Annotated in this window: 20 protein-coding genes and 2 tRNA genes; 12 read left to right on the top strand and 10 right to left on the bottom strand. The window is 49.1% G+C overall.

Annotation, left to right across the window (positions count from 1 at the left end):
* Position 1 precedes the first annotated feature (1 nt).
* Together IEV19_RS06640 and IEV19_RS06635 are read left to right on the top strand one after the other, a co-directional pair.
* The gene (locus tag IEV19_RS06640) at positions 2 to 3,778 is read left to right on the top strand and encodes a reprolysin-like metallopeptidase (protein ID WP_188369876.1); all 3,777 of its coding nucleotides are present in this window, start codon (positions 2 to 4) and stop codon (positions 3,776 to 3,778) included.
* Positions 3,775 to 4,458, top strand: a complete 684-nt coding sequence (locus IEV19_RS06635; protein ID WP_188369875.1) for a hypothetical protein — start codon at positions 3,775 to 3,777, stop codon at positions 4,456 to 4,458. The genes IEV19_RS06640 and IEV19_RS06635 overlap by 4 nt, the downstream gene beginning before the upstream one ends.
* On the opposite strand, the gene pth is transcribed toward IEV19_RS06635, so the two are convergent.
* The 3 genes from pth to IEV19_RS06620 form a co-directional block, all read right to left on the bottom strand.
* Positions 4,459 to 5,088 carry an aminoacyl-tRNA hydrolase gene (gene pth, locus IEV19_RS06630; protein ID WP_188369874.1) on the bottom strand — a complete coding sequence of 210 codons (630 nt, stop codon included), beginning with the start codon at positions 5,086 to 5,088 and terminating at the stop codon, positions 4,459 to 4,461. It lies immediately after the preceding gene.
* An 81-nt stretch (positions 5,089 to 5,169) separates the two neighbouring features.
* A complete protein-coding gene (locus IEV19_RS06625; RefSeq protein WP_188369873.1) occupies positions 5,170 to 5,832 on the bottom strand; it encodes a 50S ribosomal protein L25/general stress protein Ctc in 663 nt (220 codons plus the stop codon).
* A gap of 21 nt (positions 5,833 to 5,853) precedes the next feature.
* Positions 5,854 to 6,795: a ribose-phosphate pyrophosphokinase gene (locus IEV19_RS06620; protein WP_188369872.1), complete on the bottom strand. Its 942-nt coding sequence runs from the start codon at positions 6,793 to 6,795 to the stop codon at positions 5,854 to 5,856.
* Positions 6,796 to 7,002: 207 nt separating this feature from the next.
* Here IEV19_RS06620 and IEV19_RS06615 point away from each other — a divergent pair, with 207 nt between their 5' ends.
* The 4 genes from IEV19_RS06615 (at position 7,003) to IEV19_RS06600 (ending at position 9,420) form a co-directional block, all read left to right on the top strand.
* Positions 7,003 to 7,236 carry a GIY-YIG nuclease family protein gene (locus tag IEV19_RS06615; protein ID WP_188369871.1) on the top strand — a complete coding sequence of 78 codons (234 nt, stop codon included), beginning with the start codon at positions 7,003 to 7,005 and terminating at the stop codon, positions 7,234 to 7,236.
* Between the two features lie 21 nt (positions 7,237 to 7,257).
* Positions 7,258 to 7,341 (top strand) — tRNA-Leu (locus IEV19_RS06610).
* A 1,118-nt stretch (positions 7,342 to 8,459) separates the two neighbouring features.
* Positions 8,460 to 8,852, top strand: a complete 393-nt coding sequence (locus tag IEV19_RS06605; RefSeq protein ID WP_188369870.1) for a hypothetical protein — start codon at positions 8,460 to 8,462, stop codon at positions 8,850 to 8,852.
* Positions 8,853 to 9,198: 346 nt separating this feature from the next.
* Entirely contained in the window at positions 9,199 to 9,420 is a 222-nt protein-coding gene (locus tag IEV19_RS06600; RefSeq protein ID WP_188369869.1) for a hypothetical protein, read from the top strand.
* Between the two features lie 207 nt (positions 9,421 to 9,627).
* Here the strand turns inward: IEV19_RS06600 and IEV19_RS06595 are convergent, their stop codons facing one another.
* Entirely contained in the window at positions 9,628 to 10,005 is a 378-nt protein-coding gene (locus IEV19_RS06595) for a DUF7670 domain-containing protein (protein WP_188369868.1), read from the bottom strand.
* 100 nt (positions 10,006 to 10,105) lie between these two features.
* Between IEV19_RS06595 and IEV19_RS06590 the strand changes: the two genes are divergently transcribed.
* The 4 genes from IEV19_RS06590 to IEV19_RS06575 all read left to right on the top strand — a co-directional run bounded on the left by IEV19_RS06590 (position 10,106) and on the right by IEV19_RS06575 (position 16,830).
* On the top strand, positions 10,106 to 11,461 hold the full coding sequence (locus tag IEV19_RS06590) for a glucoamylase family protein (RefSeq protein ID WP_308418527.1): 1,356 nt from the start codon (positions 10,106 to 10,108) through the stop codon (positions 11,459 to 11,461).
* 260 nt (positions 11,462 to 11,721) lie between these two features.
* Positions 11,722 to 11,892, top strand: coding sequence for a DUF6747 family protein (locus IEV19_RS06585; RefSeq protein ID WP_188369866.1), 171 nt, complete (start codon positions 11,722 to 11,724; stop codon positions 11,890 to 11,892).
* Between the two features lie 272 nt (positions 11,893 to 12,164).
* Entirely contained in the window at positions 12,165 to 13,379 is a 1,215-nt protein-coding gene (locus IEV19_RS06580) for a DNA polymerase Y family protein (RefSeq protein ID WP_188369865.1), read from the top strand.
* A 406-nt stretch (positions 13,380 to 13,785) separates the two neighbouring features.
* Complete coding sequence (locus IEV19_RS06575; protein WP_188369864.1) at positions 13,786 to 16,830, top strand: DNA polymerase III subunit alpha; 3,045 nt, start codon at positions 13,786 to 13,788, stop codon at positions 16,828 to 16,830.
* 81 nt (positions 16,831 to 16,911) lie between these two features.
* Here the strand turns inward: IEV19_RS06575 and IEV19_RS06570 are convergent, their stop codons facing one another.
* From IEV19_RS06570 to IEV19_RS06545, 6 genes are all read right to left on the bottom strand, one after another.
* Entirely contained in the window at positions 16,912 to 17,652 is a 741-nt protein-coding gene (locus tag IEV19_RS06570; protein WP_188369863.1) for an NIPSNAP family protein, read from the bottom strand.
* A gap of 519 nt (positions 17,653 to 18,171) precedes the next feature.
* Positions 18,172 to 18,245: transfer RNA gene (locus IEV19_RS06565), tRNA-Asp, on the bottom strand.
* 172 nt (positions 18,246 to 18,417) lie between these two features.
* Positions 18,418 to 19,347, bottom strand: coding sequence for a DUF58 domain-containing protein (locus IEV19_RS06560; RefSeq protein ID WP_188369862.1), 930 nt, complete (start codon positions 19,345 to 19,347; stop codon positions 18,418 to 18,420).
* 109 nt (positions 19,348 to 19,456) lie between these two features.
* Entirely contained in the window at positions 19,457 to 19,798 is a 342-nt protein-coding gene (gene trxA, locus IEV19_RS06555; protein ID WP_373284811.1) for a thioredoxin, read from the bottom strand.
* Between the two features lie 74 nt (positions 19,799 to 19,872).
* Positions 19,873 to 24,255, bottom strand: a complete 4,383-nt coding sequence (gene dnaE, locus IEV19_RS06550) for a DNA polymerase III subunit alpha (RefSeq protein WP_188369861.1) — start codon at positions 24,253 to 24,255, stop codon at positions 19,873 to 19,875.
* Positions 24,256 to 24,392: 137 nt separating this feature from the next.
* On the bottom strand, positions 24,393 to 24,848 hold the full coding sequence (locus IEV19_RS06545) for a ferritin-like domain-containing protein (RefSeq protein ID WP_188369860.1): 456 nt from the start codon (positions 24,846 to 24,848) through the stop codon (positions 24,393 to 24,395).
* Between the two features lie 291 nt (positions 24,849 to 25,139).
* On the opposite strand from IEV19_RS06545, the gene IEV19_RS06540 reads away from it, so the two are divergent.
* Positions 25,140 to 26,081 carry a M23 family metallopeptidase gene (locus tag IEV19_RS06540; RefSeq protein WP_188369859.1) on the top strand — a complete coding sequence of 314 codons (942 nt, stop codon included), beginning with the start codon at positions 25,140 to 25,142 and terminating at the stop codon, positions 26,079 to 26,081.
* Between the two features lie 160 nt (positions 26,082 to 26,241).
* Positions 26,242 to 26,895 (top strand): 30S ribosomal protein S16, encoded by a 654-nt coding sequence (locus tag IEV19_RS06535; RefSeq protein WP_188369858.1) that lies wholly within the window; start codon positions 26,242 to 26,244, stop codon positions 26,893 to 26,895.
* The last annotated feature ends 10 nt before the right edge of the window (positions 26,896 to 26,905 follow it).

The following is a 26,905-nucleotide window of genomic DNA, read 5'->3' as shown; positions in this document are numbered from 1 at the left end:
AATGACGACAAAACTACGTCTTGTTTTGCCAATAACCATGTTGTTTGCCTGCTTTTATACTGCAGCACAATCAGGATACTGGCAACCTGCCGAGGTACAAACCCAGCTCCTGCCTCCTGATATAGAACGACTGGAGAATCAAAAAGTCCAATTCTATTCGCTGGAGGATGAATCGCTTAGCCGGGAGCTGACCCGTATCACTTCCAAAATTACAGACAGGACGCTAATTTATTTTCCTACCCCGGAAGGTGTACCTGTGGCCTATACTGTGCGAGAAACGCCTGTTTTTGCACCAGAACTCACCGCGCGATATCCGCAAATCCGGTCTTATACCGGTACAGCTGTCAATGACAGAACTAAACGAGTACGTTTTAGCGTTTCCCAGAACGGATTGGAAGCCATGTTTGTTAACCCGGGAACAGAAAACAAATGGTTCTTGCAGAAAGTTTCCCGTAAGTCAAAGGATTATGTGCTTTACAACCGGGAAGGGGACACGGGGGAAGCAGAATCATTCATTTGTGCCACGGAAGACAAACGGATGCAGGCAGGCCGTGAAAGCACTGCCAAACTCGTTGATGACCAGCGCCTCAGGACATACAGGATCGCCGTTTCCGCCACAGGCGAATACACCCAGTACCACGGGGGTACCGTCCCCGATGCCCTGGCTGCCATCAACGCCACCCTGACCCGGGTGAACGAAGTTTTTCACAGGGACCTGGGGATCACCCTTGAACTGGTTGCCAACAATGACCTGGTGATCTATACCGACCCGGAAACCGACCCTTACCAGGCCAATTTGAACTCGGAGGTCCAGACCACTTTGAACAATCTTATCGGAGATCTCAACTATGATGTAGGACACCTTTTCCATGAAGATACAAATGGAGGGAATGCGGGCTTTATTGGATCCGTGTGCCGTACCAACCAGAAAGGAAGTGCCTTCTCGGCTGCACTGAATCCCCAGGGCGATCTGTTTGACCTCGACTATGTTTCTCATGAGCTGGGACACCAGTTCGGGGCCAATCATACCTGGTCCTTCGATTCGGAAGGGACAGGAGTACAGGTAGAGCCTGCAAGCGGATCTACCATCATGGGTTATGCAGGGATCGTACAGGGGGAAAATGTACAGAGTAATGGGGATGATTACTTTCATTACATCAGTATTTTCCAGATCTCGGAATACGTACTCAGCACCACTTGTGCCGTTGAGACTGCCATCGCCAATTCACCACCGGTAATCACCCCCTCCGTAGATTATGTGATCCCGAAAGGGACCGCCTTTCTGCTTTCAGGGACAGCTACAGATCCCGATCCCACAGACGTGCTCACCTTTGCCTGGGAACAGGTAGACAACGGGGTGGTTACAACCAGCACTTTCGGCCCCCAGAATGCCAGTGGGGCCAATTTCAGGTCTTTACCTCCTACCACGGATACAGTGCGGTATTTCCCGCGACTCTCAAGAGTGGTGCAGGGACAGTTGACCCAGACCAACCCTCCTGTGAATTCGGCCTGGGAAACCGTTTCCAATATAGAGAGGGAGATGAATTTTGCCCTTACTGTACGGGACAATTCGCCGGAAGGAGGCCAGGTGGCCTCTGATGTCGTGAATGTACGCGTCAGTAATGCAGCCGGCCCTTTTGTCGTGACCTCCCAGGCAGCTGCTGAGACCTATAGCGCGGGATCCATACAGACTGTGACCTGGGATGTGGCAAATACCGACTCACCCCCTATAAATGCCCAATTCGTGCAGATCTTTCTGTCGATAGACGGCGGAGTTACCTTTCCTTTCGAATTGTCGGAAAAGGCAGCCAATGACGGCTCTCACGAAGTACTCTTACCGGGAAATGCGACCACTACTGCCCGGATCATGGTCAAGGGCAGGAACAATATATTCTTTGGGGTCAACAGCGGTAATTTTACGATAGAGGAGTCACCCATCGTCCTTCAATTTGACGACCTGGACTTTGATGTATGTCAGCCTACAGATGAGATTATTCCATTTGTTTACCAAACGTATGGCGGTTTTAACGAGGAAGTGACCTTCAGTGCTCTCGGGCTTCCCGGTGCGCTTACGGCTTCCTTTGCTCCGGGTACGGCCACTGCAAACGGTACCCCTGTAGATATGACCATCTCTAACGCAACCTCGGTGGCAGAAGGTTCATATCCCATTCAAGTACGGGCTACTGCCCCCTCCTTCACCCAGGAGGTTACCATTGTCCTGAATGTTTTCGATACGGACTTTCCTGAAGTTACTTTGATCAGTCCAACCAATGCCTCCGCAGATATTCCCCTGAGGCCTATCCTCAGTTGGGATACTCCGGCCATCAATAACGCCTATGACGTGGAGATCGCTACTGATGCGGCATTTACCTCGGTCGTACAGAGTGCACGCGTTATATCCAAGAGCTATATCCCTGAAACCCTTTTGCCGGAGACCACTTATTACTGGAGGGTCAAGCCTGTGACCAATTGCGGGGAAGGGGTGTTCGGAAGCGCCTTTAGTTTTACCACCCTGCCGGTTAACTGTAAATTTAAGAGTGCCCAGGGTCTTCCCATATCCATTTCATCAACAGGTACTCCTACGGTTCAGGCCAGTATCATGGTGGTGGACGATCTCCCGGTGGCAGATATCAATGTCTCACTGGATATAGAACACACCTATCTTTCAGACCTGATCATCAGCCTGATCTCTCCTGCTGGTACAGAGGTGATCCTAACCTCCAATTCCTGTTCTCAGCTCGAAAATATCAATGCTGTTTTTGACGATTCGGCTTCGCCTTTCGTATGTGGTGGAGACCCAGCCATCAGCGGTACGGTAAAACCCCTGGGGTCCCTGGCTTCATTTAATGGGGAATCCTCCTTCGGGGAATGGATCCTGCTGGTAAGGGATACTGCCCCTGCCGATGGCGGCTTTATTCAGGACTTTACCTTAGAGCTCTGTGTTGAAGGTGTTTTCAGGCCAGACGCGGATGGGGATAACGTCTTCGATGACGGAGATGACCTCTGCCTTGGTACCCCTCCGAATACGGAGGTCAATGCAGACGGATGCCCGGTCTACCGTTTTGAGCAGGACAATTTCAATGTGATGCTCACCAGTGAGTCCTGTATCAGCAGCAATGATGGGGGCATTGATATTACGGCCAATGCCTCGCTGAATTATACGATATCTGTAATTGGAAACGGGGTGAATGAATCTGCTGGCTTTACCGGAACCTATGGGTTGACCGGACTTTCCGCAGGTACCTATTCGGCCTGCATCGGGGCTACGAATGGAAGCATCACCTATGAGGAATACTGTTTTGACTTTGTGATCTCAGAACCGGATCCCCTTTCGGTCCTGATATCCCTTGACCAGGATGCATCGCTGGCTACATTGAGCCTAAGCGGTTCCGAGCTCTACAACGTGGAGCTGAATGGAATCCTCACCCAGACCACCCAGAGCGAGTATACACTAACCCTCAGACAGGGATTGAATACCATTAAGGTCACGGGTGCCCTTCCGTGCCAGGGGGTATTTGAAGAGTCGGTCTTCGTAGGTGATAACCCCGTGGTTTATCCAAACCCGTTCCAGGGAGAACTCGAGGTTTTTGTACCACCGGCAAATACCCCGGTTGAAGTCAGATTGTACAATCTTCTGGGGCAGGAGGTATACACCGATATATTTTCTTCGACCCAAGAGGTCGTCAGGATGGAACTCAGCAATTTGCCAGCAGGGGTTTATCTTCTGAGAGTAAGCGGGGAGCAAATCAACTACACAACTAAGGTCATAAAGCGATGAGAAAAGAGCTTAATCTATTCGTGTTGTTATTGTCGATGGCTTGCGGGAAGGATTCGCCCAAACCGCCGGAGGCTACTTTGCTCAGTTTTCCTTTGCAGAATTCGGAATGTACAACAGGCGTTAGCCTGAACACTACGACGAGCCAGGTGGAATTCCGCTGGCAGGAAGCCAGGTATGCCGACACTTATGAGCTGAGGGTGACCAATATTCTCACGGGGATTTCCATTACCAATGCACCTACTACTGCCTTAAGTGCTCGCGTTCCGATCCTGAAAGGTACACCTTACAAATGGAGGGTTACTACCAGAAATGCGGAGACGCAGGAGATCGCGGTAAGTGAGGAATGGTACTTCTACAATGCGGGGACACAGACCACCTACCCGCCGTTTCCGGCAAGGTTGCTGGAACCGGCCTCAGGAGCCTCGGTCGTGAGGGATATCAACAATGAGGTTACACTGAGGTGGACAGGGGCCGACGCAGATAACGATATACAGTCTTACGAGGTTTATCTGGACACAGATCCGGATCCCCAGCAACTGGTGGCTTCACCATCGGTAAGCATCACCCAGGTGAATACGAGCGTAGCGATAGACGCGGTCTATTACTGGAGGGTCGTAACCATCGACAGGGAAGGAAACACTTCCGATTCCGGAGTGTATTCCTTCAGGGTGATCCGCTGATCAGGTATTGTTGAAGGTATTCATGGTGATATTCACCCCTTGCAATACAAATGATTCCACAAGATCTACGCATCTGTTCAGGCGTTCAGGCATGGCTTTAATTTCCTCCTCATTCCAGCTCCCAAGGACGTATTCTACCTGTCTCCCTTTCGGAAAATCGGAGCCGAGCCCGAACCTCAGCCTGTTGTAGTTAGCTGTTTGGAGGGTTTGCTGTACATCGGCCAGGCCGTTGTGCCCCCCATCGCTGCCTTTGGTCTTGAGTCGGAGCGTCCCGAAAGGCAGGTTGATATCATCAGTGATGATCAATAAATGTTCCCGGGGGATCTTTTCTTTTTCCAGCCAGTAATGCACGGCCTTCCCGCTCCGGTTCATAAAGGTCGAAGGTTTGAGCAGTAGAACGCTGCGGCCTTTGATTTTGTAGGTGGCTGTTTCTCCGAGCCTGTTGGGTGCAAAGGGGATCTCTTTTTTTTCTGCAAGCGCATCGAGCACCTGGAAGCCAATGTTGTGACGGGTATTCACGTAATCAGGCCCTATGTTGCCCAGGCCTGCGATCAGATATTTTTTCATGGGGTCTTCTTCTTTAAGGAGGGATGAAGATGTACCGAACAGGAAAGAGAGTAAGGAGCGCATAAAATGGATCTCACTCTGCTAAAATACAAAAGCATCCCAAGAAAAAATCCGGGGATGCTTTGTGAATGTTCGCTGGAAAATTTATTCCTTCTCTTCAGCAGCGGCTTCGGCAGCTTCTGCAGGAGCGGCTTCTCCTTCAGCAGCAGCTTCTGCTCCTTCGAGTTCTTCGTCTTCACCTTCTTCTTCGACCACCACAGCAGCACGGGCCATTTTCACCTGTACCACAACGGTAGTGTCTGGGTGAAGGATGGTGAATTTATCACTCAGCAGGGACTCCACAGTGATGTTGTCCCCAATCTTGAGCGTAGAGATGTCTACGTCGAAGAAATCCGGCAGGTTCCCGGGGAGGGCCCTGATAGCCAGCTTTCGTTTCCTGAACAAGAGTCGGCCTCCATTCCGTACCCCCGGGGAGTTTCCGTGCAGGCGTACGGGGATTTTCATGGTGAGCTCCTTGTCTTCGAACAGCTGGTAGAAATCGATGTGAAGGATGTTATCCGTCACAGGGTGAAACTGAATGTCCTGCATGATGGCATTCACTTTTTTCCCGTCTTCCAGTTCAACCACAACAGTGTGGGCGTTTGGGGTGTACACCAAATCTCTGAACGATAGTTCATCTGCTGCAAAGTGCAATGGCTTTTCCCCTCCGTATACCACGCAAGGGACCTTTCCAGCATTACGTAGGGCCTTCGTTGCCTTCTTGCCCACGCTTTCTCTTTCTGATCCTTTGATTGTAATTGACTTCATTATATTGATTTAGATAAAAATTTACATAATAAATTTTGAGGCGATTGAGGTGTTGTGATGTACCCGGTGCATCACATCTGCAAACAGGTCTGCACAGCTCAATACCTTTATTTTGTCGCTTTTAGCATCTGTCGGAATGGAATCTGTAATGATCAGTTCCTGTAATTTCGACTTCTCTATCCTTTCATAGGCGTTTCCGGAGAGCAGGCCGTGGGTGGTGATAGCCCTAACACTCAGCGCTCCTCTTTCCATCATCAGGTCTGCGGCCTTGGTCAGCGTACCTGCCGTGTCCACCATATCGTCTACCAGGACCACGTTCCTGTCAGTCACCTCCCCTATGAGTTCCATATGGGAGATCTTGTTGGCCTTCGCCCTCTGCTTGTAACAGATCACTACATCGCTTGAAAGGGCTTTGGAATAGGCGTATGCCCTTTTAGAACCGCCCATGTCCGGAGAGGCTATGGTCAGGTTCTTCAATTTTAATTTTTTCAGGTAGGGCAGGAAAAGGGTAGAGGCAAACAGGTGGTCTACCGGCTTTTCAAAAAACCCTTGTATCTGGTCTGCGTGCAGGTCCATGGTGATGATGCGGGTAGCACCGGCTGTCTCCAGCATTTTGGCTACCAGCTTGGCAGCGATGGGTACCCTGGGTTTGTCCTTGCGGTCCTGGCGGGCCCATCCAAAGTATGGCATTACCGCGGTGATGTGCCTGGCCGAAGCCCTTTTGGCAGCATCGATCATCAACAGCATCTCCATCAGGTTTTCGGGGCCCGGGTGAGTTGAGCCGATGATAAAGATGCGGGTCCCGCGGATGGATTCCTCAAAAGAGGGCTGGAACTCACCGTCGCTGTAGCGAGAGAACAGAACCTTCCCCAGGTCCGTTCCATAGGACTTGGCAATTTTCTGCCCCAGTTCCATACTCTGGGTACAGGCAAAGATCTTCGGTTCTGGTACTTGATACGGCATGGTTAAATGCTTGTTCGCTAGTTTTTTACAGCGCCTTTTTTCAAAGGAGGTGCAAATTTAAACAATTATTTGTGTTACCGCTGATTAATGGGCAGAATTTTCAGGGTGCAAACCAAATTATTTTTTAGCTTTGCACACCCATTTGCCTCGGTGGCGGAATTGGTAGACCTGCCTGCCGGCAGGCAGGCGCGCTGGAGATGATGATGTATGATTTGGGTATATGCCATTAGGAGTATCTCATATGAATATATTTATGTGGGAATGACTTCCAATCTGGAGGATCGGTTGAGAAGGCATAATAGAGGTTGGGAAAAGACAACCAGGCCTTATGCACCTTTTAACCTGATCTATAAAGAGGAATGTGCAAGTAGAAAGTTGGCCAGACAAAGAGAGAAGTACTGGAAGTCTGGTTCTGGTAAAGAAAAATTAAAAATACTTTAGTTCCTTTATAGGGACTGAATAGCCTCGGTGGCGGAATTGGTAGACGCGCTGGATTCAAAATCCAGTGATAGCAATATCGTGTGGGTTCGATTCCCACCCGAGGTACGGATAAACCACAAAAAGGTGGAAGTATGAGCGAGCTTCAAAAAAGAAGCTCGCTTCTTTTTTTGGAGCGAACGAAATGCTTCTTTTTGTGGTTTTCAAAACGAGCTTGAAGGGAAGCTTTCCTTGAGGAAAGCAATCCCGGCGAGTTTTGATGCAAGAGTTGTGCAGTGGGTTTTTTTTAAAGCAAGCGAAGCGTTTCTTTTTGTGATTCTCAAAACGAGCTCGAAGGGAAGCTTGCCGAGAGGCAAGCAATCCCGGCGAGTTTTGATGCGGACTTCTGGCAGTGAGATTTTCCTCGATTTAATACAGTACTTCTTTTTGCGGTTTTCAAAACGAGCTTGAAGGGAAGCTTGCCGTCAGGCAAGCAATCCCGGCGAGTTTTGACATATACTTTTGGTCAATCGATCACTTCTTTTTTTGAAGCAAGCGAAGCGTAACTTTTTGTGGTTTTCAAAACGAGCTTGAAGGGAAGCTTTCCTTGAGGAAAGCAATCCCGGCGAGTTTTGATGCAAGAGTTGTGCAGTGGGTTTTTTTTAAAGCAAGCGAAGCGTTTCTTTTTGTGATTCTCAAAACGAGCTCGAAGGGAAGCTTGCCGAGAGGCAAGCAATCCCGGCGAGTTTTGATGCGGACTTCTGGCAGTGAGATTTTCCTCGATTTAATACAGTACTTCTTTTTGCGGTTTTCAAAACGAGCTTGAAGGGAAGCTTGCCGTCAGGCAAGCAATCCCGGCGAGTTTTGACATATACTTTTGGTCAATCGATCACTTCTTTTTTTGAAGCAAGCGAAGCGTAACTTTTTGCGGTTTTCAAAACGAGCTTGAAGGGAAGCTTGCCGCCAGGCAAGCAATCCCTGCGAGTTTTGACAGCTTCTTTTGGCCGTTTGATCTCCTTCTTTTTTTGAAGCAATCAAAGCGTTTCTTTTTGCGGTTTTCAAAACGAGCTTGAAGGGAAGCTTGCCGCCAGGCGAGCAATCCCGGCCAGTTTTGCTGTTTCTTCTAGCACGGATCCCTCGTTTATTGAACTTAGCGTCTCTTTTTGACCATTGATTTTTAGGTCGTTATGACAAATATCATAGGAAAAATTTGATCTCAACATTACCTTTATAGAAATACTGGGGTCATGAAAAAGATAAAGAAAAGACTAAAGGTCATTGCGCTTTTTCTCTCTGGATTAATCCTACTCCAAAGCTGTGTGGTTTATCACAAGACGCCCACAACACTGCAAAGGGCCTCTCAGGAACAATTAAAAACCAAAATCACCAACACCAACGGGGAACGTTTCAAGTATCAATACGTCTCCTATGAGGATGGGGTTTATTATGGTGTTAATGAGGAATCGGGGAAATTTATTAAAACCCCTTTGGATGAGGAATATATTACTGAGGTCCTTACCAAAAACAAAAAAGCCTCTACATGGCTAACGGTTGGACTTATTAGTGCACCTGTTCTGTTCCTTATAGTTGGGCTCATAATCATAGAAAGTGAAGGGGTTGGGGTTGAAAGCCCCTGGTAGTGATGATTTTGCTCCCACCTTGGAGTTTTGACGGAAAACTAAATTTTGCAGAGTACCTCAGGGTCGCCATTGGCCGCTACTCTAATTTCATATTCATTTTTCTATTCCGAACCCGGGATGCAGGCCAACTTGAAAGGCAGATGGGCGGGGAATAAGCTTTCAAAACCTCATGTCCCGCAAAGAGGGTGTGAAGACTCGGCAGGTATTATAAACCCTTGATCCTCACAGGATATCGTGCATTTTGTCCTGAATTTGGACCTTTGGGCGGGGCTTTTGTGCTTTTTGGCGCTTTTTTAGGTAGATTACAAGTTCTTAGAGATCCAAATCTTAATTAGAAAACTTGCCTATGAAGCTAAGATACTCTCCTATTCGTTATGTTTATGGCTTGTTCCTCCTGTTGGCCCTGGCATGTACAAACAATGACGAAGTTGTATACGATGAGATTAGTGATGACAACATCGTTGATAAATGTTTGATTTGTCCCAACAGACCTTGTACTCCGGCAGAGATCGCCGCGTGCAGGAAAAAGAAGAACCAAAATCACGAAGAAGTAGATACCAAGAATTAAAGGTTCCACTTCTGATTGTCGCCGGAGGTACACCCATACCGTTTGAGCTTATCATAGCTTGAACGGCTTCTCTGTTTGTGGGTTAGCCAACATGCTTTGTTGAATTTGCAACTTCTCATTTCTGTCATTTGAATCCTTTCTTGACTGCCTGTGAATTGACATCCTTTGCAGAGCATCCTCGGATTACAGGTTGCTGGCACCTTAATTCTATTGTCTTCTTTGATATCTGGCGCTCCAAATAAACAAGATGCCCACAATGGCAAAGGGAAGGGTAATGAGCGCAATGATCCCCAGGCTTATCAGGACCGAGTGATTCATGTTGTAGTTCAGGGTAAAGACAATCGGACTCAGGCCAAGCCCCAGGACGAGGAAGATGATGCCACCCAGCATTTCGCGTTTCCATGCGATGAGAAGCACCAGCAGCAGAACAAAAGATGGAATGAGGTGCATCAGAAAACCTCCGAGCTGTTGCCAGATCGTCAGCCCTGGTTCAAAGGCGTCCAAAGCGAACATGCTGATAAACAGGATGGCCAGGATCCCCAGGACGCGGGGCGACCAGTACAGAAAATATTCCTTTCTTTTCATGACACGGGCGTAACTTCTAAATCTAAGTCCTTCTGAGGAACAGAAATATGACATTGATCAGATAATGGCCTAACTTTAGGGGCACTAAATGCTAGATCAAGTGAAACAATACGTATCGGGGCTTCGTTTGTTTACCATAGGGCTGTTGTCTGCCCTGTTCCTGATGTGTTCAGAGAAAAGCCCGGAGACTAAAGAGGAACAATCAAATACGCCCGAAGTACTGACTGACGAAGAACTGCTGGACCTGGTCCAGTCCCAAACCTTCAAGTACTTCTGGGATTTTGCCCACCCTGTAAGCGGGATGGCACTTGAGCGGTCTAACAAGGATGCATACGGGGTTGAAGGATATGAGATCGTGACCTCAGGAGGGTCCGGTTTCGGGGTGATGGCACTGGTCGTAGGAGTGGAGCGCAACTATATAGGTCGAACCGAAGCCGTAGAACGCCTGCATACGATAGTCGATTTCCTGCTTACGGGCGATCGATTTCACGGGGCCTTCCCTCACTGGTACTATGGCAGTACCGGAAGAGTACGGCCTTTTTTTACCGAGGACAACGGGGGAGATATCGTGGAGACCTCCTTTATGATACAGGGATTACTCACCGCCCGCCAGTATTTTGACGGGGATACGGAAGAGGAAATTCTCCTCAGGGAAAAGATCAACCGGCTTTGGCAGGAGGTGGAATGGGACTGGTACACCCAGGGGCAGGAAGTGCTTACCTGGCACTGGTCGCCGGAATACGAATGGACCATCAACCACCAGATAAAAGGGTATAACGAAGCCCTGATCACCTATGTCCTCGCTGCATCATCACCTACCCATCCCATATCGCCTTCTGTGTATCACAATGGGTGGACCTCGGGAGCCGACTTTACCAACGGGCAGGAATACTACAGCCAGTGGACCTTGCCGCTTGGACCGGATTACGGGGGACCTCTGTTCTTTGCGCATTATTCATTTCTTGGGCTCGATCCCAGGGGGCTTGAGGACGCCTACGCCGATTACTGGCTTCAGAACGTGAACCACAGTTTGATCAACCGGGCGTACTGTGTGGAGAATCCCAGGGGCTATGTCGGATACGGAAGGTTAAACTGGGGGCTGACGGCCAGCGACAACCACCAGGGATATTCGGCCCACAGCCCCACCAACGACTTGGGAGTGATTAGTCCGACTGCCGCTATTTCATCACTGCCCTATACCCCTGAATACTCCATGGAGGCCCTTCGAAATTTTTATGAGAACCACAGGGAGCGGTTGTGGGGCCCCTACGGATTTTACGATGCCTTTAACCTTACCGAGGACTGGTATGCGGACAATTACCTGGCCATTGATCAGGGACCCATCGTGGTCATGATCGAAAACCACCGGACCGGGTTGTTGTGGGAGCTCTTTATGTCCTGTCCCGAGGTAAAGACAGGGCTAACTGCTCTTGGATTTACAAGTCCACACCTGTAGTGGCAGTCAATCTTATTATTTAAAATCCTTCCAGAACGATTTTCGCACTGATGCAGTTCATCGATCATCTTCAGCTATACAACGGATGAGGAGAAATCGGGGCCTGTCGATGAACAGCGTTATCCCGGGGATAAAGGTCTGTGCATAGGTCGTTAATCTGCATTTCAGGTACGATCAGCCAATTTTCCCCCTTCACTTTGGGCTCTATTATAGCTTTGGAGGTACAAACAATTATGAATTTAACCATTTAAATGTTAGGTATGAAGACACTTTTACTCATGAAGGAGATTTACATGGAAGCGTTCAAGGCTCTGGAGAATTTCTTCCTCAGGAAATTCTTTAAAATCTTTGCCTGGTTTAGCTTTATCATGTTCCTGGTGGTGGTGTACGCTTTTGTGTTTCGCCTTGTGACGGGATATCCCTTCGACTAAAAACTGAATTTGATTCGCGTTTGCTCCGTGCGAAAGAAATTTGACCTGATCGACCTGTTTATCCTGGTGGGATGCGTGTTCATCTCCTTTATGGTGTTCATGATCATCCAGGCTTTTCAGTCGCTCTAGGCGATAACGACCAAACGTTTCAATATTCCTACAGGCCGTGTACCCAGTGCACGGCCTTTCTCATTTTTGCATACAAATTTTAACATGGAAAAAATCCAAATAAATGGAAATATTCCATAATTTAGCTATCCTTTTCTCATGGTATGCAAAAGACGATCTTACATCTGGATCTCGACACTTTTTTTGTGTCCGTGGAGCGGCTCATCAACAGCGAGCTGAAGAACAAACCCATCCTGGTGGGGGGTACCAGCGACCGGGGGGTGGTGGCTGCCTGCAGTTACGAGACCCGGGGTTTCGGGGTGCATTCCGGCATGCCCATGAAGATGGCCCGGGAACTCTGCCCTGAGGCCGTGGTGATCCGCGGTAATGCAGGCACCTACAGCAAGCATTCAGACCTGGTGACCGAGATCATCAAGGAGAAGGTGCCTGTCTTCGAAAAATCAAGCATAGATGAATTTTACGCAGACCTCTCGGGCATGGACCGCTTTTTTGGCTGTTACCGCTATGCCACGGAATTGAGGCGGACCATCATGAAGGAAACGGGCCTGCCCATTTCCTTCGGCCTTTCCGTAAACAAGGTGGTCTCCAAGGTGGCGACCAATGAGGCCAAGCCCAACAACCAGCTCAAGGTAGATTTTGGTTATGAAAAGCCCTTTCTGGCCCCCCTTTCTATCAAGAAGATTCCCATGGTGGGCGACAAGACCTACCAGACTCTTCGCAACCTCGGGCTGAGGCAGGTAAGGACCATACAGGAAATGCCTGTGGATGTGATGCAGCGTGTGCTGGGAGCCAACGGGAAGGTGATCTGGAAGCGGGCTAACGGGGTAGATAATACCCCCGTCATCCCCTTTTCGGACCGCAAGTCCATCTCTACGGAACGCACCTTCGACAGGGATACCATAGATGTGGCCAGGCTCAGGGGGATCCTCATCGCCATGACGGAGAACCTGGCCTACCAGCTCAGGCGGGGGGAAAAGCTCACCGCCTGCATCGCGGTAAAAGTGCGCTATTCGGATTTCAACACCTATTCCAAACAGATGCGCATCCCGTATACCAGTGCAGACCACATCCTCATCCCGAGGATACTGGAGCTGTTCAATGCCCTCTATAACAGGCGGATGCTGGTCCGCCTGGTCGGGATCAGGTTCAGTCACCTGGTACCGGGGAATTACCAGATCAACCTGTTTGAGGATACGGAAGAGGCCCTGAACCTTTATGCGGCCATGGACCGCATCCGGGAGCGCTTCGGAGACAAGAGCGTCATCCGCGCCTCGGGCATGGGGGCGAAGACCATAGGGAGGATGGTGAATCCGTTTAATGGACAACCTCCCATTGTACTGGCACATCGAAAACAATAATTATTGTCATCCCTTTTCTTTGCTCGTCCAAAGAAAAGGGAGAAAAGAAAAGACGCCTTATCTGAGGAATTTTTAGCTACACAGGGTAGCTAAAACCGGCATCGAAACTTCGCCATCCCGCCTTCGGCAGGACGAGTACCACCGAAGTTTCTCAGCCTATTCTGCAGATAAGGGAGATAAACAAACTCTGCTGAGTATAAATGTTGATCCAAAATTTTGAAAAAAAGATCCTTTCTCGTCAGCGAAAGAGGCAAACTCCGTTAAGGATCGCCGAAGCCTTGGAGGCGATCTAGGAGATTGGCTCTGGTTTTAATGCTTGCATTAAAATCGCCTACGAGAAAGTGCCCTTTTCTTTGTTTCATTTCTTTTGGGCAAGCAAAAGAAATGAAAAGAAAAAAAGATTATTGTGTATTTAAATTGCCATACATACTACAGTCTCCGCTACGGCACCTTCTCCGAGGTGGCCCTCCTGGAACTCGCCCGGGAGAACGAGGTCGCCCGTCTGGCCCTTACCGACATCAACAACACCTCGGCCTGCCTCAACTTTGTCCGCCGGGCAGCCGACTTTGGGATACAGCCCATCCTGGGCATCGATTTCCGGAACGGGGTGGACTCCTGCTTTGTGGGGATCGCTAAAAACAATGAAGGGTATCGGGAGCTCAATGATTTCCTGTCTCACCACCTGCACCGGGAGAAAAAGATCCCTTCAAAGGCCCCGGTTTTTCAACACGCTTTTGTGATCTATCCCTTCGAGAAGGTCCTCCTCAATGACCAGTATCACTTTTCGGACCACGAGTATATCGGGATCTCGGTGGCAGACCTGAGGCGGTTGCCCTTCTCCAGGCTTATCGAATACAAAGACAAGCTGGTGGTCCTGCAGCCTGTTACCTTCAGGAACAAGCGGGATTTTAATGCCCACCGCCTCCTGCGGGCCATAGACAACAACGTCCTGCTGAGCAAACTGCCCCAAGAGGAACAGGCCTCCCCCGAAGAGAAGATGTTCCCCGTCCGCAACCTGGCGGAGGTCTTTTCCGAACACTCCTTTATCCTGAAGAATACTGAAAAACTCATGCAGGCCTGCAGCATCCACTTCGATTTTTCCCCGGAGCGAGAGTCGCAGAACCTGAGGACCTACCTCGGGAGCCGGGAGGAAGATGAGGCCCTCCTCGAAGAGCTCTGCCAAAAGGGGCTGCCCTATCGGTATCCGGAAGTAGACGACCGTATCCGCAACCGCCTGGCCAAGGAGCTGGAGCTCATCAGGGACAAGGGGTTTGTCTCCTATTTCCTGATCAACTGGGACATCGTCTCCGAGGCCCGAAAACGGGGTTTTTATTATGTGGGTCGGGGGAGTGGCGCCAACAGCATTGTGGCCTACCTGCTGCGTATCACCGATGTGGACCCCATCGAACTCGATCTTTACTTCGAGCGATTTATCAACCTCTACCGGACCAACCCGCCCGACTTCGACATCGATTTTTCCTGGAAGGACCGGGAGGAGATCACCCAGTACATCTTCGATCGCTTCCCGCATGTCGCCCTGCTGGGGACCTATGTCACTTTTAAATCAAGGGGTGTGATCCGGGAACTCGGGAAGGTCTTTGGCCTGCCCAAGGCGGAGATCGACTTCCTGTGCGAGGGGCATTACAACCCATCGGAACTGGACGGGGTCTCCCTCCTGGTCCTCAAATACGGCAACCTGATCAAGGACATGCCCAATTATCTCAGTATTCATGCCGGGGGCATCCTGATCAGCGAGAAACCCCTGCACGCATTCTCAGCTACTCACCTTCCGCCCAAGGGCTTTCCCACCACCCAGTTCGACATGGTGATCGCGGAGGACGTAGGCCTGTATAAGTTCGACATCCTGGGGCAACGGGGCCTGGCCAAGATCAAGGAGACCATAGAGATCCTGGCCCTGAACCGCCCGGAGGAATACGCCTCTGTCGACATACACGACATCAAGGCCTTTAAACAGGACCCGAAGGTCAACAGCATGATCCGGTCTGCCCAGTGTATGGGCTGCTTCTATGTGGAATCGCCCGCCATGCGCATGCTGCTCAGGAAACTGGAGGTAGACACCTATCTGGGGCTGGTGGCGGCCAGTTCCATCATCAGGCCGGGGGTGGCCCAGAGCGGGATGATGCGGGAGTACATCATGAGGCACCGCAATCCCGGAAGGGCAGAGGAGAAGGGGCATCCCGTGATGCTAGACATTATGCCCGAGACCTATGGGGTGATGGTCTACCAGGAAGACGTGATCAAGGTGGCCCACTATTTTGCGGGCCTTACCCTGGGGGAAGCCGATGTCCTTCGCAGGGGGATGAGCGGGAAATACAGGTCCCGGGAGGAGTTCCAGAAGATCAAAGACAAGTTTGTGGAGAACTGTCGTCGGAAGGGGTACGAAGACTCCCTGATCGACGAGGTCTGGCACCAGGTGGCCAGTTTTGCGGGCTATGCCTTTGCCAAGGGCCACTCGGCCTCCTATGCTGTGGAAAGCTACCAGAGCCTCTTTTTGAGGACGTATTACCCGTTAGAGTACCTGGTAGCCGTACTTAACAACGGGGGTGGTTTTTACCGGCCGGAATTCTACGTGCATGAAGCGCGGATGCTGGGCGCGGTGATCCATGCTCCCTGTATCAACAGGAGTATAGCGGTGAACTGCATCTACGGAAAAGAGATTTACCTGGGCTTTGCATACCTTAAGGAACTGGAGGCCCGGGTGATGGACCGCATCCTGAAGGAGCGGAAGGCCCGCGGCCTTTTCCTGTCCCTGGAAGATTTCCTGGACCGGGTGATGATCTCTATCGAGCAGGTGAGCATCCTGATCCGTATCGATGCCTTCCGCTTTACGGGCATTAATAAGCACGAACTCCTGTGGGAGGCTCATCTGTTTCTGAACAAAGGCAATGCCATAGACCACCCCAAGCTGTTCCCGCCCGTCCACCAGGATTTCAGTATTCCCCATCTCCACTCTACGGAGCTGGAGACAGCCTTTACCCAGTGGGAACTTCTGGGGTTCTGCCTGTGCAGTCCCTTTCGTTTGCTGAAGGAGCCTCCGAAGAACGACCATGGCAGCAAGGACCTCCCCCGGTACGAGGGGCGTTATATAGACATCTATGGCTACCTGGTCACGGTCAAGAATACCAAGACCCATACCGGCAAGCGGATGAATTTCGCCACCCTGGTCGACCAGCAGGGGGAGGTGTTCGACACGGTCCTCTTCCCGCCTGTGGCCGCCAAATACCGGTTCCGGGGGCGGGGTATTTATCGTTTTTACGGAAAGGTGGTGAGTGAATTCGGGTTTCTGAGCATTGAGGTGATGAAGATGCAGAAGGAGGATTATATACAGGATCCGAGATATGCGGAAATGAAGACGGCTACTCAAAGCAGGCTGCTGAATGACAGGAGGGAAGAAGTAATCGATAAAGGTGAGGAGCAGGAAGAAAGGTGATCGTCGTGGAATCACAAAGCAGAACCTAATCGGCTAAAATGGACCGTGTTAGAAACAAAAAGACAAAAACGGAACTACATATTACAATTGGGAATAATTCAATGGTTTTAAAAATACACGTGTGATGTCACTCATGGAATTTTTAAACTCTTCCATAGCAAGAAGTTTTTTCCATTGAGGATGTTCAACAAAATTAGCCCAGCCCTTTTTATTTTCTTCCATATCAGCAGTAGCCAGCATATAGGTCAGACAAGGCATCTGGTCTCCGGTAATATTCTTGCCAAAGAATACCATGGATAATCCGGCATCCTCGAAGATGTTAAATTCGCTTTCAAACATCTTCAACTTTCGCCTCAAGGCATCTTCATTATGGCTTTCATAGATCCTGAGCTCAAATAATCCTGGATCTGCGGGGACCTGAAGTTCCGGAAAGCTTTCTGTACTATGAATGAGACTCACATTAATCCTCTTGTAAGGAATCATGTCCTGGCCTGAGGTCAGATAGGGGCTCGCGGCCTGTTGGTAGGCCTCATCTGTGGACAGCTCACTACTGCTATTCTGAAAGGAAGTGATATCCTTATAGGGGATAAGCAAGTAAATCTTTTTGGGAAGTGACTCGCCGATCTCTTCAAAGGCTCCCACATTGCTTACTCCCTGTCTGTTTAAGGCGGGGATGAGTGCATCTTCAAAATACGAGTGCAGCACCTCCGCAGGCCGAAAGAATTCCAGCTCATACATCCTGAGTTCATATACCTGGTCCTGAGCCCTGATGGAACTGACAACCAAAAATAATAGGGAGAGCAAACAGGCTAACTTCTTCATGATCTCTGATTAATTACGAGAAAGATACTTAAATCCGGCATATTGATCGTTGCCAATGCCCCTTTGATGGGATTGTTTCCCTCACTATATTCGGAAAACGGCCCAAGGAGGTGGTCCTGCAGAGAAGTGTGCCCGAGCCCTTCCGACTGCTTTCGCAGCCGGTAGTTTTTTTCTTTTTGTCTATCCAACCGATTTTGAGCACGGGATTGCTTCCTTCGTTTCACTTCGGAAGCCTCCCAATAAGGGGCCTTGCAGAGAATCAAAGCCCTTCTGCCTGCTGCGCAGGCAGTAGTCTATTCCATTTCTCCGCGATTCAAGGGAATAAAAGGTTGGGATTGTTTCCTCGCTTCCAGCTCGGAAACGGCCCAAGGAGGTGGTCCTGCAGAGAAGTGTGCCCGAGCCCCTCCGGCTGCTGCGCAGCCTTAGAGACTTTTCCATTTCTCCGCTTTCGCAAGCGAGCTTGCGCGCTGCGAAATGAAAAAGCCCCTCGCACATAGTGCGAAGGGCTCTACTTCTATGCGGTCTGGACGGGACTCGAACCCGCGACCCCCTGCGTGACAGGCAGGTATTCTAACCAACTGAACTACCAGACCAATGATTTTACTCCTTTTTATCGGAATCCTGACGACAGTCAGGTTCAAATCTTGCTGCAACTGCTTCCGAAAAAGCCAGTTCATGTACCGCCACACCTGCTTAGGTGTTTAAGAGGTTGCAAATATACGTCGCTTCTCGAATTACACAAACAATTTCTTCAAAATAAACCCCCTATCCAAATGCCTGCCTTTCAATCATAAAGGTGTTGAGCACCTTGGCAAAGGACTCCCTGATATCCACAGGTACATACTTGATCTTATACTTGGCGCATGTCAGTTTTAATTCGGCCATGAATGTCTTTACCTCTTCCTCATATGCGTCCTTGATGGTATCTGCAAAGAGGTCTACATGCACGCCTGTTTCTACATCTTTGAATCGCTTAGGAGTATTTTCAAAATTAAAAGAGAGTTCCGTCTCCCTGTCGAGTAAATGGAAAAGTACGACCTCGTGCTTGTTGAATTTCATATGGCGCAGGGCATCGAATAACTGTTCGTCCTCGGTTTCCGTTTGAAACATGTCCGTAAATAAAAAGACCAGGCTGCGACGCTTTAATTTTTCCGCGATCTGGTGGAGGTAGGTATACGTTTTTGTTCCACTTCCGCTTCCCTTGATTTTACCCACTTCGTTCAATCTGGCCAACAACATCTGGTAGTGACGTTCGCTCCCTTTTTCGGGGGAATAGTGCGAATACTTATCCGAATAGATACTCAACCCCACGGCATCCCTCTGCCTTTTTAATATATTCATCAGGGCTGCGATGGCCAGTACCCCAAAACCGATCTTATTCAGGGAATCTAAACGGAGTTCTTTCACCTCTGGATAATACATGGAGGCCGAGTTGTCCAGGATCATATGGCACCTCAGATTGGTCTCTTCCTCATATCGCTTGGTGTAGAGTTTGTCTGTTTTGCCGTAGAGCTTCCAGTCGATATGCTTGGTACTTTCCCCTGTGTTGTAGATCTTGTGCTCGGCGAATTCTGCCGAGAACCCGTGGAAGGGGCTTTTGTGGATCCCACTGATAAAGCCCTCCACTACCTGCCTAGCCAGGAGTTCCAGGTTTTGAAATAAACCGCTTTGTTCTATCTGTTGCTGCAGGTCCATATTTCAAAGATACGGAGAGGGTCCCAATTCTTACCCATCATTTCGGCATACCGTTCGGAAACAAAAAAAGCCCGGAGAATCCGGGCTTTTAAAAATTTGAAAATTATAATCAGAGCGCCGCGTCAATAGCGTCTGTGTATACTTTTTTGGGAGAGACCCCAACCTGCCGGCTCACGATCTCGCCATCCTTGAAGACGAGTACGGTAGGAATGTTCCTTACGCCGTATTTGGCCGCGTACTCCTGATTGCTGTCTACATCCACTTTACCGACTACAGCCTTGCCTTCGTATTCACTGCTCACCTCGTCAATGATGGGTCCAACCATTCGGCATGGACCACACCAGGCCGCCCAAAAGTCGACTACCACCGGTTTATCACTCTTCAAAACCACTTCGTCAAAGGTTGCATCTGTTATTTCTAATGCCATGTTTTTTTGATTTAGATTACGCAAATTTAGACAATTAATTACCTAATTCCTTACATGAGATATATTCGTTTTCCCTATAACACCATTACCCGAGGCTATCAGTTGAGTTTGTAATGTACCTCCTTCTCTTCGAGGGTGGCCAGCAGTTCACTGCTGATCTCTACCTTCTGCTTCCTGCTTGAAAGAGTAACCTTGATCTCTTCCTGCATTTCGTAAACCGTAAAATGCAGGGGTTGTTTTCCTTTATGGGACCTCAGCGTGTCTTTCAGGTCCAGTATACGCTCTTCTCTTAGTTGATCTATATCGAGTTTGATAGTGAGTTTCTTGGCAAAATTTTCCATCACATCCTGCAGCAATAAGAACTGGTTGAACTGCAGCCTGGGATCTCCCTTTTTCCCGGTTTCCCGGTTCACCCATCCTTCCCTGACGAAGACCTTGATAAAGACAAAGGAGTTGATCATCAGGAAATGCCGGAATTTGAGGTATTCCTCCCCGAAGATCCTGAATTCAATAGAATCTGTATAATCTTCCAGGGTGAACAGGGCCCATCCTTTCCCGTTACGGCTAACCCGGTGCTGGACATCGGTGATCACGCCTGCAAAGCTCAATTCCCGGTTGATCTGGTCATCCAAATGGTGGAAAAAGGAAATGTTGGCATTGGCGAAAGCCTTGATCTCTGCTTTAAAATCGTCCAGAGGATGGCCAGAAATATAGATTCCCACTACCTCCTTTTCGCGGCGGAGTTTTTCCATGGTCCCCCATTCCGTACAGGGGGGTACCACAGGTTCCGGGATCTGTACTTCGCTGGCCTCACCAAACAAACTGACCTGGGCAGAGTTCTCATTCTCCTGGTATTTGGCCCCGTACCGGATCACTTTTTCCAGGAAGGTGATTCCCTCTCCTTCCATGTGAAAGTATTGTGCCCTGTGCGTATCACCGAACGAGTCGAACCCGCCGGCCAGGGCCAGGTTTTCGAAGGCCTTTTTATTGGCTGCCCTGAGATCGATGCGCTTAGCCAGATCAAAAACCGATTTGTACGCTCCGTTGGCTTTTCGTTCCTCAACGATGGTCCTTACCGCAGAACGCCCGACTCCCTTGACGGCTCCCATTCCAAAGCGGATAGCTCCTTCCTGGTTCACGGCAAACTTGTAATAGGATTCATTGACATCCGGGCCCAGTACCTCCAGCCCCATGCGCTTGCATTCCTCCATAAAGAAGGTAACCTGTTTGATGTCATTCATGTTGTTGGACAGTACGGCTGCCATGTATTCCGCAGGATAATGGGCTTTCAGGTAAGCCGTCTGGTAAGCGATGTAAGCATAACAGGTAGAGTGACTCTTGTTGAACGCATAGGACGCAAAGGCCTCCCAGTCTTTCCAGATCTTCTCCAGAACATCTCTTGGATGACCGTTCTTTTCCCCTCCATCGAGGAACTGAGGTTTAAGTTTTTGCAGGAGGGAAAAGATCTTCTTACCCATGGCTTTCCTGAGAATGTCTGCCTCGCCTTTGGAAAATCCGGCCAGCTTCTGGGAAAGCAACATCACCTGTTCCTGGTATACAGTGATCCCGTAGGTGTCCTGCAGGTATTCCTCCATCTCCGGGAGGTCGTAAGTGATCTCTTCCTTTCCGTGTTTTCGGGCGATAAAGCTCGGTATGTACTCCATGGGCCCGGGACGGTACAGGGCATTCATGGCAATCAGGTCGTCAAATACCGTAGGTTTGAGTTCCTTCAGGTGTTTTTGCATCCCGGGGGATTCATACTGGAATATCCCGACCGTATCCCCCCTCTGGAAGAGTTCATAAGTTTTTTGGTCATCCAGCGGAAAATCATCAGGGACCAGTTCTACCCCGTGCTTGGCCTTGACGATCTTTACAGTGTCCTTGATGAGTGTCAGCGTTTTCAGCCCGAGAAAATCCATCTTGAGCAGACCTGCACTTTCCACCACGGAGTTGTCGAATTGGGTGACGTAGAGGTCGGAGTCCTTGGCAGTGGCCACAGGGACAAAATTGGTGATATCATCAGGGGTGATGATGACCCCGCAGGCATGGATCCCGGTGTTTCGCAGAGATCCTTCCAGTACCCTGGCCATATTGACGGTCTGAGCTTCCAGGTCGTCTCCCTCTGAGATATTCAGAAGCTGATTGATCTTTTCCATATCATCCGCCCTGAATTTCTTTCTCAGGTCTTCTTCAGGTACGCCGAAGATCTTGCCGAGTTTTGACATGTTCGGGATGAGTTTGGCAATGCGATCGGCATCAGGCAACGGCAGATCCAATACCCTGGCCGTATCCCGGATGGAGGATTTGGCGGCCATGGTGCCATAGGTGATGATTTGTGCCACCTGGTTCGCCCCGTATTTGCGGATCACGTAGTCCATAACCTTGCCCCGGCCCTCGTCATCAAAGTCGATATCGATATCGGGCATGGATACCCGGTCCGGATTGAGAAACCGCTCGAACAGGAGGTTGTATTTCAAGGGGTCGATGTTGGTGATCTTCAGGCAATAGGCCACAACGGATCCGGCGGCAGAACCCCTCCCGGGACCTACGGATACACCCATGTTTCTCGCCTCCCGAATAAAATCCTCCACGATGAGGAAATATCCCGGGTAGCCGGAATTCTCTATGGTAGCCAACTCAAAGTCGATTCGCTCCTCTATTTCTGAAGAGATCTCCCCATAGCGCTCTCTGGCACCCTCATAGGTGATATGCCTCAAATAGGCATTTTCTCCCCGCTTGCCTCCGTCCTCCTCATCTTCAGCCACCCTGAATTCAGCAGGGATCTCAAATTTGGGTAGCAGTACCTCCCTTGCCAGGTCATAGGGTTCAATCTTATCTACGATCTCCTGGATGTTGGATATGGCCTCGGGTATGTCCTTGAAGAGGACTTTCATCTCGTCGGCCGACTTAAAATAGTATTCCTGGTTGGGCAGGCCATAGCGGTACCCGCGACCTCTTCCGATAGGCGTGGCCTGTTTTTCCCCGTCCTTTACACATAGGAGGATGTCATGTGCTTCCGCTTCTTCCTTCTTGCAGTAATAGGTATTGTTGGTGGCTACAACCTTGATGCCATGCTTTCGGGCAAGGGAGAGCAAAACCGGGTTGGCCCGGTCTTCATCCTCCTGGTTGTGCCTCATGAGTTCGATATAGAAATCCTCCCCAAACATGCCATGCCACCATTCCAGGGCTTCCTCGGCCTGTTTTTCTCCCGTGTTCAGGATCTTGGAGGCTATCTCCCCGTATAGGTTTCCGCTCAGGACGATGAGATCATCCTTGAATTGGGTAATGATCTCCCGGTCTATTCTGGGGACATAATAGAACCCATCCGTGTACGCCAGGGAGGCCATTTTTGCCAGGTTGTGGTATCCATTTTTATTCTTGGCCAGGAAAACCACCTGGTAGCCGTAGTCTTTTTGATTCTTATTCTGATGGTCCTCACATACAAAGAATTCGCAACCCAGAATCGGCAGGATCGGCTTCTCCTGAAATTCTTCACCTGATTCTTCAGCTTTTGCCCTACGGTTTTCGAGTGAAGCATTATGAGCCTTGACCTCCTTGACAAAATGGAAGGCACCCATCATATTGGCGTGGTCTGTAAGGGCCACGGCGGGCATCCCCTGTTCTGCAGTAACCGCCACAAGGTCCCTAATCCTGATTGTAGACTGAAGGACGGAAAACTGGGAGTGGTTATGAAGGTGGACAAAGGGAGTCTCTTCAAGGCTTTTGAGGTTTGCCCTGATGTCTTCCCTGGATATTTCAGGCTGATCGCTCTCCTGTTTCGATTTGATCTTATCAGAAGCTTCTTTCAGGTTTCTGTGACTCAGGCCCAAAGAAGGAATGGTATCAGGATTTTCCTTTTTGAATCTTACAAAGTAGTCGGGCTGGGTATTCAGCTCCTGAATAGTGAATACTTGTTTCCGTATCAATTCGAAGAAACAGCGACTGGTTGCCTCCACATCCGCTGCTGCGTTGTGCGCCTCGGCAAAGGAATCGTGAAAAAGGTGTTCGTGCAGTTCGGTCAGGGTGGGGAGTTTAAACTTCCCGCCGCGTCCGCCCGGGATCTGGCACAGGGCTGCGGTCTCTTCAGTACAGGTATCCAGTACCGGCAATTCCAGCAGTTTGGTGTCTATTCCAGCCCTGTGGAATTCGGCTCCTGTGATGTTGATATCAAAGCCCACGTTCTGGCCCACGACAAAGCTGGCCTTTTCCAGTGCACCGTTGAATAGTTCCAGGGCTTCAAGCAGTGGTATCCCGTCCTTTGCCGCGAGTTCTGTAGAGATGCCGTGGATCTGTTCTGCATCAAAGGGGATGTCGAACCCTTCCGGCTGGATCAGAAAATCCTGCTGCTCGATGAGCTCTCCCATCTCGTCGTGCAGCTGCCAGGCGAGCTGCACGCATCGCGGCCAGTTGTCCACATCGGTGACAGGGGCGTTCCAGCGTTTGGGTAATCCGGTAGTCTCTGTATCAAAAATAAGGTACATAAGGCGTGTTTCGTGGGATGATCGAAGGGTTAAAAATACATATTTAAGGAGGCCCGGGAAAACCTTCTTTTCAGGAGTTATCAACCACAAAAAAATCCGGCCGAAGCCGGATCTTTCGATTTGGGTGTTACCTTAAACTAGGAGACTGCTTCCTCATACATTCTGGAAGTCTGCAGTGCCTTCTCGATCGCGTTTCGCTGTTTGCTCAGCAGATCGCGGGTCGAATTTGGTAGGATCCATTCCTTGTTCTCGAGGATATCTTTATAGGCGTTGAGGATTTTCTTTTCTCCTCGCTCTACTTCATCCAGGATCTTTTCACTCTCATTGGAACTTATTCCTGAAATGAATTTCATCCACAGCCTGTGAAAATCTCCTTTTATACTTCCACTGTCTTCGGGCAGGTTTCCATAGGTCAGGATTTCGGATTTAAGTTCCTGTCCGAAATTGTATCGCTGATTCGCTTTGTCTTCAAGGAATTTTTTAATGGATGGGTTCTCTACCTTTTCAGCTGCCAGAGAATAGCCCCTTTTAGCATCATAGGTGAGAGTTAGTAAATCATTTAATTTGTTTGAAATTTTTTCAGAATACTTCATTAATCAATCGTCATTTTAAAATTCAAGTGTTATCGACTCTCGACAACTGTTAATAAGATATAAGAAATCCTCAGAAAACCAAGGAATTACGGGACTTTAAAAGGGATTTAACGGATTCTCTTAATGAATGTTAAAGCACTTCTTCGCTCTTGTGAAAGAGATCATTACAATAAATAAATCCCTTAATTATTTTATGGTTTTCATACAGGACCGGGTACGGAAATCTTTCTATTTTGAGCTTTCGTGCATTAGTGCCGTCTCAATTGAATTTCCGTTACTTAAATCATTTTTATGAAGCCGATCAAATTTTTCTCAAGACCACTACTTATCCTGATAGCCCTGTTGCCTTTTGAAGGTTCATTTCAGGATAAGATCACAATCACTTCCAAGCGTAATGATGATAATTCCATCACGTATTCCTATCAGAAAAATACTCCTGGAAGTCATTTTATATACCTGGATATCCAACAGATCGGCAACGCGATAGCCCCCAGAGAATTCATGACTGTATCCGGGCGGAGTGGCAACCTCTTTACCTTGAAACCGATCAATGAAAAGATGGGAATAAATTTCAGGTTCAGCTATGGATACCTCAGGGGAGAATACAATCCAAAACCCGATTTCGATTTTGTCTACGCCCTGCCTTTTCGGAACGGGAAGGAGATAAAGGTTGATGAGTTATCCAACATTCGGGAAAGTGCAGGTGCTGCTAAAAAGGGAAACTGGAAGGCCTTTCAGTTCACCACTTCGTCCAGAACAGACAGCGTTTTCGTGGCCAGAAAAGGCCTTGTTGTTGAAGTGGTAGAAGACATGAACAGGGATTACAATCAGGAGTACTCCTTTAAACAAGAGGCGAACTACGTGATCATAGAGCACAGGGATGGCACCCTGGCCAGGTATGGAGTGCTGGAAAAGAACAGTGTGGTTCCTGAAGTAGGAGATGAAGTGTTCCCCGGAGATTTCCTTGCCATGGCCGGAACCTATGACAAGCTGGAAAATAAACAGCTTCGTTTTTATGTGTATTATCTCAACAAGGTAGACAAGGTTGTATTAAATAACCCCCGAACTGTGGCTGATGGCAATGTCTTTTATTCTTATGTGAACCCCGTCTTTCTTACCGCAGAAGGCCTGAGTAAACTTAAAAAAGGAGATTTTGCAACAGCTGCGATCAGTGAGGAGTTAATTACCCAGGAAATGTCCAAAAGGGAAAAAAAGAAACGCGCCAAAAAATAGGATTACCAAGGACATTTAGAGTTATTTATAAGCCCTGATTTTTCTTGGGAACTCTTTGGTGTAATTTGGATAAGAAAATGTATATTTGCACCCGCTTTAGGACAAAGCGAGTGAAAGAATTAATAACCGAGGGTCGGGTACCCTGCAAAATTAATGTGATATGCCAGTTAGAATCAGACTTCAAAGACACGGTAAAAAAGGAAAGCCTTTTTATTGGATCGTAGCCGCCGACAGCCGTGCAAAAAGGGATGGGAAATTCCTTGAGAAATTAGGGATCTACAACCCCAATACCAATCCTGCTACTATCGACATCAATGTAGATCAATCCGTACAGTGGTTGAACAACGGGGCTCAGCCTTCCGATACCGCTCGCAGGATCCTCTCATATAAAGGTGTCCTTTTAAAGCATCACCTCATGGGAGGTGTCCGCAAAGGAGCACTGACGGAAGAAGAGGCTGAAAAGAAATTCCAGGCCTGGTTGGATGAGAAGGCGAAAAAAGTAGCCGATAAAGAAAAGAATTTGAGCAAAGCTCAGGAGGAGGCTAAGAAAAAAGCCCTGGAAGCCGAAAAAGAAGTAGCTGAGAAGAGGGCCCAGGCTGCCGCAGAAGCTGAACTTCCGGAGACACCTGAAGCCGTTTCTGCTGAAGAAGAAGTGGCTGCTGTTGAAGCCGCTCCGACTCCAGAAGACTCTGTAGCACAGGAAGCTGAGGCTCCTGCAGAGGAAGCTGCCGAAGCCGCTGAGGAAACTCCTGAAGCCGCTGTAGAAGAAGCCCCTGCCGCTGAGGAAACCAAGCCGGCTGAGGAGAAGGAGTAATGGCAACCCG

The organism is Muriicola marianensis (assembly GCF_014638095.1).
Taxonomy (GTDB): domain Bacteria; phylum Bacteroidota; class Bacteroidia; order Flavobacteriales; family Flavobacteriaceae; genus Muriicola; species Muriicola marianensis.
This window is presented reverse-complemented; position numbering and strand designations above follow the sequence as displayed.